The sequence below is a fragment of the Haladaptatus ordinarius genome (assembly GCF_054177595.1).
Genome location: NZ_JBPEHH010000116.1, coordinates 1 through 10,982, shown reverse-complemented (window position 1 = coordinate 10,982; position 10,982 = coordinate 1). Strand labels below are relative to the sequence as shown.

Sequence of the window (10,982 nt, the reverse complement as noted above, 5' to 3'; positions counted from 1 at the left end):
ACCGAGAGACGAGTCGGCAACCCCGACAGACGACTCTCTCGGAGTATGGTTCCGAAACCTCCGACAATGAGGCTTCCCTTGTAGGAAGCCCCGCCCTTTAGGGCGGGCGAGGATGTCACGTGTGAGCATTGGATAGACACCATTGTACCAGTTTTGATTATCCATCGCAAGACTACGGCTCGACGTCTGATTGCGGTGGTCATCGGACCCCACTCAATGTTGCTCGTGGTCCGTCGACGTTCCCGCCGCTGAAACCCGCGGATGTACGTGTGAGAACTCGGCAGGATTGCTCTCGAACGACTGCTTGCATCGGTTCGAACAGAAATAATACGTCACGCCGTCGTGGGTGACGCTTGGATCCTCGTTGCCAGTGCGCATCCCACAGACAGGATCGCGGTACTGACCGGGTGCACCGAGTCCTCGCCGATAGACGTAGAGGAGGAATCCCGAGAGACCGAACGCGATCACGTTGAGATAGAACGTGTAGTCGAGTTCGAAATACGTCCGTTCAGTGGCCGTCTGCCCGCCAGCGAGGTTCGGGACGATACCGAGGGCGGTGAACAGTTCCTCCATGAGGAAGCCGGTGAAGGCCATCGTGACGAAAAAGACGCCGAGGATGTACAGCATCACCTTCCAGCCGTAGTACTTGCGGTAGACGTTCAGCACCGGAATCGTGATGAGGTCGGCGTAGACGAACGCGATGACGCCCGCGAAGCTGATTCCGCCACCCCAGAGTGCAACGGCGAACGGAACGTTCCCGATGCTGCCAACGAAGCTGATGACGGCAATCGTCACGCCCATGACTGCATTCTCGGCACTGACGAGTAGCCCTTCTCCCTGTATGAAGAGCCTGCTCCAGACCCACTGTGGGACGAAGACGATGACGAATCCGGAGACGAGAAATCCAGCGATAACGTCTTTCCAGATCATCGCCCACTCTTTGCGGTACTGATTCCCGAGTTTGTACCAGCCACCCCACGAGCGAAGGTCGTCGCGCCAGCCCCCATTACTGGCGACCTCCTGCTGGTAGGTCTCCAGACAGCCAGCAGAACAGAATTTCAGCGTTTCACCCCCGTCGGTCACAAGTGAGTGTTCGTCGTTGCCCTCCATTCCACACGTCGGATCCTCGGTGATACCGTGGTCGTGGTCACGCCGATTCAGCTCCTCTCGAACGTCCTCAAAGAGGTTCTCTGGGAGCGTCAGGTGGACGATGAGCGCCATTACCGCAATGAGAATGACTCCTCCGAGGAGTTCCGCGACGAGGAACTCCCAACCGAGCAAAATCAAAATCATCAACCCGAGTTCGACGATGAGATTCGTCGAGGCGAACATGAACGCGAGTACGTTCACCACGTGTGCTCCCTTCTTGAAGAGTCCCTTCGCGATAGCGACGGCACCGAAGCTACAGCCACTACTGGCAGCACCAAAGGCGGTAGCTTTCACAAGGCCACCGAGGTCGTCGTCGCCGAGAAGCCGTGCCATCCGCTCTTTCGAGACGTAGACCTGCACGACGCTCGTAATCATCAGCCCCATGACGATCGCCCACGCAGCGGTCCAGAGGAAACCAATCCCTATCCGTAGCGACTCGAGAATCCCGTCACCCAGACCGAGTTCCATACGTGAACTACGCTGGCATCGATTTTGCCAGTTGCTCTTAAGAAACTGAAAATCGAAGGCACCCACATCCACCTTTCGAAAAGAAACGCGCGGTGTGGCCGTCGAATACGACGGTCGAGTACCTATCCACTCTTTTTGACGGTGAACGAATCCATCGTACCGGTCCGCTCGGTTATCATCCAACAGTAACGAATTTCGAATGTTAGTTCTGCAACGTCCCGAGGTCGGTTTTTCCATCTGAACTCGTGTGATGTGGGTCACCACCTGGTGTGAACCCACGGATGAATCTCTTCCCAGGAGTGAACGTCCGTGTGCGTTTTGTTTCGTTTCCAAGGTAATGGTGTCATCTCAGCCTCTGAATCTAAAGGAAAATCCAAAAAAGATAGCCCGACGTATATCAATGTGTATGTCAACGACGATCACTGTCGAGGGAATGTCGTGTACGCACTGTGAACAGTCCGTCGAACAAGCCCTCCGTGGTCTCGACGGCGTCACTGACGCCACTGCCGACCACGAGGCCGAGCAGGCGAGTATCGAAGGGGATGCCGATATCACAGAACTCGTCCGGGCCGTCGAAGATGCTGGGTACACGGCGCACGCCTGAAGAGAACCGAAAGAACCCGCGTAGGGTGGCTGACCAGTATGCTCGCCGCGTCTTTTCGTGTAACGTTCCCTACACCGAGGTTGATATCGGAGCGTTCGGTTGCCATCGACTACTACATGGTGAGGGACTCGATTAGCGTAGTACTCGACCAACAGTCGGCTGGGTGTCTCCACCACGTTGAATCAATCTACAGGTAACGTCTCTACCGAAAATCGAGAACGCATGAAAACAGGAAATGTGGGTGACGGTAATCGATTCGGCGATACCTCGTTGGGAACTTGTCACCGCTCTAATGATTGATTCGATGGCGAAGAATGTAAATGAACATAGTGCTACATTGCAGACGATAGAACTCGATATGCACGTCAGTGACCTCTCATCGCCGGGGAAACAATAAATGAATCTCGTGTATCTCGTCCTCGGTGCGGTCCTTCTCGTTGCCGTCGTCGTAGACTTGCTGTGGACGACGGTCTGGGTCGAAGGCGGAGCCGGCCCGCTCACCTCCCGCTTGATGACCTGGACGTGGCGACTGCTTCGAAAAATAGGGACACGAAATTCTTTGGTGCTTAGCCTCGCAGGTCCGATCGTATTTATCGCCAGCCTGATGATGTGGATACTACTGCTCTGGGGAGGGTGGACGCTTCTCTTCGCCAGTGCCGAGGGGGCTCTCATCGACACACTCGACCGAGGTTCTATCTCCTGGTTTGACCAGATCTATTTCACCGGATATACCCTGTTCACGCTGGGAACCGGTGATTTCGTTCCACGAGACGGTGTCTGGCAGATCGCCACTGCACTCACCACGGGTAGTGGACTCCTCTTCGTAACGCTGAGCGTCACCTACGTTCTCTCGGTTCTCGGGGCCGTCACCCAGAAACGGGCATTCGCGAGTAACGTGACCGGACTCGGCACACGGGGCGAGGACATCGTTCAGGCGAGTTGGAACGGCGAGGAGTTCCACGGCCTCGAGTTGATGCTGAACTCGTTCACTTCGCAGCTCAACACCCTCACATCGAATCATAAAGCATATCCGGTTCTTCATTACTTCTACAGCAGGCACCCCGAGCAAGCGTCAGTGGTCGGTATAGTAGTCCTCGACGAGGCTTTGACGATACTGAAATTTGGCGTCCCTGAACGCGACCGACCAAGTAACGTCATTCTCACGAACGCGCGTTCGAGCGTCCAGGGGTATCTCGAGACGCTTCGGAGTTCGTTCATCGAGCCTGCAGGAAGCCCTCCACCCTCACCCGATCTCGATACTATCCGCGATAACGGAGTTTCGACGGTCTCGAACGAGGAGTTCGCTTCGTCCCTCGAGGACTTGGGCGAACGACGACGAACACTACTCGGTCTGGTCGAGTCTGATGCACGGCAATGGCCGTCTCGGAACGACAACCAGTAGAAATCTGCCCGAATTCACCAGTCACATCGATGTACTTCCGCTTGAGCTTCGAGAGCTGGTCTTGGAGATGACTCCCTCTCAAGGAAATGGCGCGCCCGCGCCATTTCCGTCGCTCGCCGACGATTCGCGGATTTGCGTTCGTCTTCAGCCGACTCACGAAGTAGCCATCGTTCGCATGAATCAACGCGAAGCGACGGTAGCTGTAAAACCCGAGATCGAACAGAAACAGCCGTCCACGCAGCCAGTTCCGCACGGGGAACTGGCTGCTTTCATGGGTTCGTTCGTCGGTGAGGCTGAACTGTGCGAGCGTCCGTTTCGTCACGTTGTAGACGAGATACAGCTGTGCTCCGGATTGATCCTTGTGAGTCGCTGGAAACGCCGTAAGGAGCCGATGCAACCGAAAAACGGTTGCATCAGCGATCATCGTGTCGCGGAATTGACTGAGTTGGGGCGCGACGGTGTGAGGAACCGCGACCTCCTTGAGCGCGTGCGCGAGGAGGTCGCTCAAGAGGTCACGGAGTTGTGGCGTAAATCGGTCGTAGAAGCTGGAGCGGAAGACAGTCTGATTGGTCGCTGTCTGGTAGACTCGTTGAAACGCGACGATAGAGCGGGTTTCGCCGTCGACGGCGAAACCCAAGATGAGCGACCAGACGAGCATCGTGATGTCGACTTTTCGCTGACGTTGGACGGCATCGCGCTCGCGCGCGATGCCTTCAATGAGGTCTGCTGGAAAGAGAGAAGTCAACCGGCGTCGTATGAGCGTTGGAGAGAGTTCAGGTAACACAACCTCTCTCTACGCGGTTTCTGAAGATAACCTCATCAAGACAGCACCGTCTGTTGGTTTCGATCCTTAACCGAACACGGATGGGGGAAGGACTATCGTTCTCTTTTGCTATCCTTGCTGTACGGTCATCGCGACTGGCTGGGTCTGTAATAGTCCTTCAACCACGTTGCGATTCCGTCGAGGCCGGGAAATAGCGTTCGGTGATTGATGTTCGCTTGATCCAATTTATCACGAAACTCCCGTTTTCGCTCGGAGGGGATGACGATCTTCCAGTAGAGTTCTGGATGTCGTGCTAGCCACTCGTCCATCGACGTCCGTGGATTGGCCATACTGGAGAAGAGTGCCGCCTGATTGACGATGCGTCGATCGATAGACGGTGGTTGGAAGAAGACGATATGGTCGTCGCCTCGTTGTTTCGAGAATTCTTCGATGACGTCTCTTACATCGAGCATCGGAAGCGTCCGCCGGTCGGCCAACTGACTCTCGTATTCGGCCGACCGCTCGATGACCATCGTCATCAGGTCGTGGAGCATCGCCGCATTGAACATGTTCGTTCCCAACTCGGCGAGAAACTCGCGAAAATGGTCGGGAAGCTTATTGTGAGCTGCTTCGTAATCGACTGCCCATACTACACCGTCGGTATCCGGGGACCCGTCAGTCGCGAAGTACGCTGCGACGGCCGGAGAGTAAGTCCAATCGAGGAGTCTAGTCGGCAGTCCGTGATGTTGGGCGAGTGCCATGAGATGGAACGGTGAATCGGGTTGGTCTATCTCTTGGCGGGCGTACTGTCGAAAGTTCCGGAGCAGGTGTATTTCGAGATCCCAGTTTCCGGAACCGCCAACGAACCGCTGGAGTGACGTCTCGAGGTTGTGGTCCGTTGCAGTCATGCCCCGAAACACGTACGGCGACCGGTGACGCTCGAGGTCATCGTTCCAAGAGTCTCGGTACAGAAGGCGCTGGAGCGTCGCCCAGTTCGTGGCCACGAACTCGTTTTCCCCCATTTCAGTCATGGGTGTTGGTCGCTCGCAAGGCGTAAATCAGGTCGGGTCAGTTGGTGGTGAGAGCAGTGAAAGAAATTACGCCACGAGGTCTTCGAACTACTCCGTGAAAGGTACTATGTTAATAGCTAACTTCCACTGCGATGTCCACGGTAGCTCGCGGTGCGTCACCTACCCCGGCGTAAACGCCGGGGCTTGTGTATGGCCAGACCAGGCCAGGAACACAACTTCTTACCGGTGTTCTCTCGCTCTACCCCTGCTACGCACCCATATAGGGCTTCACAAGGACCGTCTCGGACGTGTCGCGGTCATCATTCCCGATTCCAGGGGGCAGGTGACAGTTACCCCGTCTCGACAAAGAACAGTCGCGTGGTCCGACCGAGAACGATAGCGACTGTAACCGCGTTCAGCTCTTTGGCCCTGCCGAGACTTGCTGTGGTTGCGCAACCAACGAAATCAGCGTCGGCGACTTGTTCTGCCGCATTCTTCCAACAAGAGTAGTTATGTAACGAGGGGTCCTAAGCCTGCCGGTTTCGGCGGTTGCGTAGTGAAGTTTACGCGATTCCCGCCCGGCCTAAAAGGCCGGGATTCCCTCGCTGATTGAAGATGGTATCACCAAACAGCGAGCGGTCGGATATCGGCATCCACTACGAGTGGTGAGGATTCCAGTGTGATGGAGCGAAGTATCGACACACTTCTTTGGCGATATCTGTCTCGACTGTACACTCACTTCTCGGAGGGGTGGGTCTCACATCACCGATATACGCAACAGGACCGATTCAGTAACGACCGCCGCTCCCTCGTACTCGAACCGAACGTCGACGGTGAGCTCGTATCGGTTGCACTCGCCGCCATTCGCGGAACGAGCGTCTCCATCGGGACATACGTTTTTGTGAATCGCCCACAACCATCAACTATGCAAACGCGTTCTCTGGGCGAGACTGGCCACGACAGCAGCGTTATGACTTTCGGCGCCATCGCGCTCAACTGGCTCGAACAGGAAGGCGCGAACCAGATGGTCGAACTCGTGCTCGACCACGGCGTCAATCATTTCGACGTCGCCCCGACGTACGGGGACGCCGAACTCAAATTAGGCCCCAAGCTTCGGCAACATCGTGAGGAGATCTTCCTCGGCTGTAAGACCCAGGAGCGGGAGTACGAGGGAGCGAAACGAAAGCTCGAACAGTCGCTCACCCGCCTCGGCGTCGAGCACGTCGACCTCTACCAGATTCACGGTCTCGAGTACGAGGACGAACTGGAGACGATTACGAGTGAGGGCGGCGCACTCGAAGCGTTCCGGGAAGCTAAGGAAGAAGGACTCATCGACCACGTCGGATTGACGAGCCACGGGGGACCACAACTCATCCTCGACGCCATCGACCGCATCGACGACCTCGAAACGGTGATGTTTCCGATGAACCCGGTCGTCGCAGGCAAAGACGCCGACGAGTACGACTACGAAGCAGTGCTCGACCGCGCAAACGATGCAGGAATCGGGACGCTCGGCATCAAAGCCTTCGCGAAGGGGTCGTGGCCTCCGACCGACGACCTCCCCGAGGACGACCGTCCGTACGCGAACTGGTACGAACCGGTCGATACGCCCGCAGAAATCGATGAACGATTCGACTTCGCGGCCGCGCAGGGACTCACGAGCGTCGTCAGTCCGGGTGACCCGAAGCTCGTCGCTATGGTTCTCGACGCGGCCGAGCGCTACGACGGAATGAACGAGGCTGCTCAGCGGTCGCTCGTCGAGCGACTCCGCCACGACCAGAGTCCAGTTCCCGAACAACTCCACCACTAACGTCGACGAACCGTTTTCGAAACCAGCTATGGACGTTCCTCAGACGGTTACGACCGCCCTCGCCGACCGTCCGGTAGCAGGGGCGGTCTGTCTCGAAGCCGGAGCGGGTCTCGGCAACACCACGGCCGGTCTACTCGCAGCCGACGCCAGCCGCATCTATGCCGTCACGAACGACCGCGACCACGCGAACACCGTCCACGAGCGGGTCGGTCGTGACGAACCCGAACGAACTGCGGTACTAGAGGCAGACCTTCGTCGCCTCCCGCTGGCGTCCGATTCGGTCGAGATTATCACCGCTCACGGCCTGTTCAACGTTCTCGCACCTGCGTCGCTCGAATCGGTCGCGACGGAGCTGACGCGGGTCGCGGCCCCCGGTTGTCACCTCGTGATAGACGACTACGAACCACTCCCCGACGGAGCTACCGTGCGCGAACTCTTCGCTCTCGAGAACGCTGCTACCGAGTTGGCTACGGGTCAACCTGCGTTGACGTTCTACCCGGAAGCGGTGCTCCGGCGACTCTTCGGCGGCTACGGTTGGGAGTTCGACCGAAAGCGAACCCTATTAGAACCAGTTCCGTGGACCGCGAGCCACGTAAAAGCGCACGCGGATTCGGCGGTCGCTATGGCTTCTCGACTACCAGACGAGCTAGGTGACACCCTGGTCGCCGAGACCGAGCGCATCGCATCGGCCATCGGTGAGGAGTCAGTCGGGTCGATGTACAGCGTCGCGCTGCAGTTGCCCGTCTGATTCGCCGTGCGACCTGCCTCGACGGAATATCGAACGGAGATACGTCCACGCCGACGAGGGCCAGTTCGCTGAGAAACTAGCAGACGCGCCAAACAGTCGCCCTCGCGACGAGCGCACGTACTCCTTTCTGGCCACTGTTACGATACGTCACGGCGAGTGCGGCGATCGTCGGTCCGAAGCCACCACTCAGGTATCCACCGACGGTGAGCGGCGTCAGTTCACCGCCAGACACGATTCCAGGGACGAGACAAACCCAGGTCACGGCATACGTGAGCAGAATAAACCACAGGAGAGGCTGGAGAGACCCCGATTCGTCGTTCGACGTCGGTGACATACTAAATCGAATACCGTATGGCCTGAAATCGATACTGGAAACGGTGTCCCGGAACGTGCGACACCGGACGTCGGTCGGCGCACATGTGTTCCGTAGTGTGTCGAGGTCGCCGGGAGCATGCGTAACTCATCGCCATCTTCGGGAACGTCCACTCGTCGAACCGCATCGGCAATCTGGTCACGCGAGCAATGCGGCGTACGGCGCTTCGAAGAGCCATCGAAACCGTGGGTGGACCCAGACGAACGTGTCGTCGCCGAGCGCGCTGATCGACCGCCAGAGCTGTTCGTCAGTTCTGACTCGGTCGACGTCGTATGAACTCGCACCATCGAGGCTGTCTGTGAGAATCGGAGTCCGTGCCACCGTCCCCGTTGCCTTCTCGAAGGTGAGCACCGCCTCCCCACCATCGAGGAGACCGATCAACTGTGTCCCCGTATCGCGTTCGAGAAGCGTCGTCGCGATGCGAACGCTATCGACGTTGCGATGCTGGTCGAGCACGGCGACCAGTTCCGTGAACAGTTTGTCGAACAGCGGCGTTCCCTGCATCATCATCGAGAACACGACGGGCGGTCACCTAAACCTCTGCCAGTCAGAGTGAAACTTAACGGTCCGTTCGTCTCGTCGTACGCCGACTCGTGACTCCCACCCACGAGTCCCGTCGACGACGAACGCTTCGAGCAGCGAGTTTCGGGTTCGCCGCATCCACGCCCGGGCCGTGAACGTGACCTCCGTCTGCACGAAATCGACGCCGAGTTCGTCGGGTTGCCTGGCGGCACCCCCAAGAGCAAAACGACCGCTTCACGTACACCGAGAACGGGTGGGTGAGATGACACGAACTCGAAGAAGTCTCCTCCGAACAGTGGGCCACGCGGGCGTTATCGGGGTCACAGCACCGTCCACCGCGCAAAACGCCTCCGGAACCTTCGATACGATTCGTATCCCGGAACGCTATCCGACGATACAGGACGGTGTCGACAACGCCAGCGAAGGAGACCTCGTCCTCGTGAGTCCGGGAACGTACGAGGAGGAAGTCGAGATTTGGACGCCGCGAATCACGGTGCGCGGAACCGACCGCAACAGAGTCGTGCTGGACGGTGAGTTCGAACGACCGTACGGAGTGGTCGTCGAGGCCGACGGAGTGGCCGTCGAAAACGTGACCGGACGCCACTTCACGGACACTGCCTTCTACTGGTCGTCCGTCCGTGGGTTCCGGGGAAGTTACCTGACGGCGTACAATAACGGGAATTACGGTATCTACGCCTACCGGTCTCGCGACGGTCGGTTCGAGTACAGTTACGCCTCGGGCCACCCCGACGCCGGATTCTACCTCGGCCGGAACCATCCGTTCCACGCGGTCATCGCCGACGTCGTCGCCGAGCGCAACGCCATGGGTTATTCGGGGACGAGCGCGGGTGGCGACCTGACGATAGAAAATTCGGTATGGCGACACAATATGGCCGGAATCGTCCCGAACACGCTAGACAGAATCGACCCTCCCCAGCGGTCGACCCGAATCGTCGGGAACGTCGTCTACGACAACGACAACGTCGACGCCCCGAGCAAGCAGTTGACGTATCCGACGTTCGGTACCGGAATCCTCGTCTGGGGCGGGAAGGACAACCTGATTACGGACAACGACGTTCGCAATCACGAGAACTTCGGCATCGTCGCATATCGACACGTCGTTCCACCGTCGGGGAACGTCGTTCGTGAAAACCGCGTCCGCGGATCGAAGGTCGCGGACCTCGCGCTCGGTACGCCCGCAGAGCGCGGCAATCGCTTCGAGCAGAACGCGTTTTCGACCAGTCTGCCACCAAATATCGAACGCGACTCGACCAGTGGAGATCGCCGTGTCACCGACGTGTTCGAGAAACAGGAGCGTCGCGCCGCGAGCGGTGACTTCCCCGGCGGGGACTGGCGCAAACAGCCGCCGCCGGGAGACCAGCCGACGATGCCGGACCCGGAGGCACCGCCACAGCCCGCAAGCAAGTCAGCGTCGTGGGGTGGGCCGGAGTCTTCGCGAACGACTTCGGGCCAGCGGAACGCTGGGCGATGACCGACGAGGGCCGAACGTCTTCGACGGTATGACCACGAGGCGGACACGACATCGACCGGCACGAGCGTCCGAGATGCGAGCGCAGTCCGGGGTATCGCTGGTAACCGTTTTCGGCCACAAGGGTGTCTGAATCCAGATTCGACCGCATCGAGCAATCCTACGCCCGCAGTGCCACCGACCGTGGATTTGACGAACGTTCGTCGTTGCCTGGTCGTTCGTTTTCGAGGGAATCGACCAGTAGACTGTTTCAGTGACACGAGATGATTTATCTTGTGGTAGCGAGAAAACCCCGTGCTTTAGCGCGGGGTTGAATCGCGTTCGTTTAGCTGGGCATTTGCACGTGTGTCGCCCGGCTGTCTGTCCTACTTAAGCGGTCCGTCGATGTCCAAGGCCTTCGCGCCTTGAATCACCAACCCACGCCACGTAAGACCGTGTGCGTCTTTCACTTCGCTTAGCTGTTCGTATTCTCCGTCGCTTACTTCGACGTTGAGGTTTGGCATCTCTATTCTTGATTAGTGATTAGATAGTCTTAACTATTACTAACTCGTACTGTGAAGTGTGACCGCAACCGCCACGAAAACGCTCCAAGCCACGCTCGCGCCACCAACGGCGCACAAAGAGCATCGGCTTCAGCGTACCGT

General features: G+C 58.1%; 10 protein-coding genes and 1 pseudogene. 5 read left to right on the top strand and 6 right to left on the bottom strand.

From position 1 onward, the window contains the following. Positions 1-213: 213 nt before the first annotated feature. Positions 214-1,617: a permease gene (locus tag ACR3FF_RS23200; RefSeq protein WP_458190508.1), complete on the bottom strand. Its 1,404-nt coding sequence runs from the start codon at positions 1,615-1,617 to the stop codon at positions 214-216. Positions 1,618-2,023: 406 nt separating this feature from the next. Here ACR3FF_RS23200 and ACR3FF_RS23195 point away from each other — a divergent pair, with 406 nt between their 5' ends. Further along, positions 2,024-2,221 carry a heavy-metal-associated domain-containing protein gene (locus ACR3FF_RS23195; protein WP_458190507.1) on the top strand — a complete coding sequence of 66 codons (198 nt, stop codon included), beginning with the start codon at positions 2,024-2,026 and terminating at the stop codon, positions 2,219-2,221. Positions 2,222-2,618: 397 nt separating this feature from the next. After that, positions 2,619-3,068 (top strand): annotated as a pseudogene (locus ACR3FF_RS23190) (ion channel); the annotation flags it as partial. Between the two features lie 412 nt (positions 3,069-3,480). Here the strand turns inward: ACR3FF_RS23190 and ACR3FF_RS23185 are convergent. Together ACR3FF_RS23185 and ACR3FF_RS23180 are read right to left on the bottom strand one after the other, a co-directional pair. Continuing rightward, the gene (locus ACR3FF_RS23185; protein WP_458190506.1) at positions 3,481-4,407 is read right to left on the bottom strand and encodes an IS4 family transposase; all 927 of its coding nucleotides are present in this window, start codon (positions 4,405-4,407) and stop codon (positions 3,481-3,483) included. A 125-nt stretch (positions 4,408-4,532) separates the two neighbouring features. Continuing rightward, positions 4,533-5,417, bottom strand: coding sequence for an FRG domain-containing protein (locus ACR3FF_RS23180; protein ID WP_458190505.1), 885 nt, complete (start codon positions 5,415-5,417; stop codon positions 4,533-4,535). A 904-nt stretch (positions 5,418-6,321) separates the two neighbouring features. Between ACR3FF_RS23180 and ACR3FF_RS23175 the strand changes: the two genes are divergently transcribed. Beyond that, positions 6,322-7,206: an aldo/keto reductase gene (locus tag ACR3FF_RS23175; protein WP_458190504.1), complete on the top strand. Its 885-nt coding sequence runs from the start codon at positions 6,322-6,324 to the stop codon at positions 7,204-7,206. 28 nt (positions 7,207-7,234) lie between these two features. Further along, positions 7,235-7,954: a class I SAM-dependent methyltransferase gene (locus ACR3FF_RS23170; RefSeq protein WP_458190503.1), complete on the top strand. Its 720-nt coding sequence runs from the start codon at positions 7,235-7,237 to the stop codon at positions 7,952-7,954. A gap of 76 nt (positions 7,955-8,030) precedes the next feature. Here ACR3FF_RS23170 and ACR3FF_RS23165 read toward each other — a convergent pair whose 3' ends face one another. Beyond that, on the bottom strand, positions 8,031-8,288 hold the full coding sequence (locus ACR3FF_RS23165; RefSeq protein ID WP_458190502.1) for a hypothetical protein: 258 nt from the start codon (positions 8,286-8,288) through the stop codon (positions 8,031-8,033). A 177-nt stretch (positions 8,289-8,465) separates the two neighbouring features. Continuing rightward, positions 8,466-8,834 (bottom strand): hypothetical protein, encoded by a 369-nt coding sequence (locus ACR3FF_RS23160; RefSeq protein ID WP_458190501.1) that lies wholly within the window; start codon positions 8,832-8,834, stop codon positions 8,466-8,468. A gap of 277 nt (positions 8,835-9,111) precedes the next feature. Between ACR3FF_RS23160 and ACR3FF_RS23155 the strand changes: the two genes are divergently transcribed. Continuing rightward, on the top strand, positions 9,112-10,341 hold the full coding sequence (locus ACR3FF_RS23155) for a right-handed parallel beta-helix repeat-containing protein (RefSeq protein ID WP_458190500.1): 1,230 nt from the start codon (positions 9,112-9,114) through the stop codon (positions 10,339-10,341). Positions 10,342-10,703: 362 nt separating this feature from the next. Here ACR3FF_RS23155 and ACR3FF_RS23150 read toward each other — a convergent pair whose 3' ends face one another. Next, entirely contained in the window at positions 10,704-10,841 is a 138-nt protein-coding gene (locus ACR3FF_RS23150; RefSeq protein WP_458190499.1) for a hypothetical protein, read from the bottom strand. Positions 10,842-10,982: the final 141 nt, after the last annotated feature.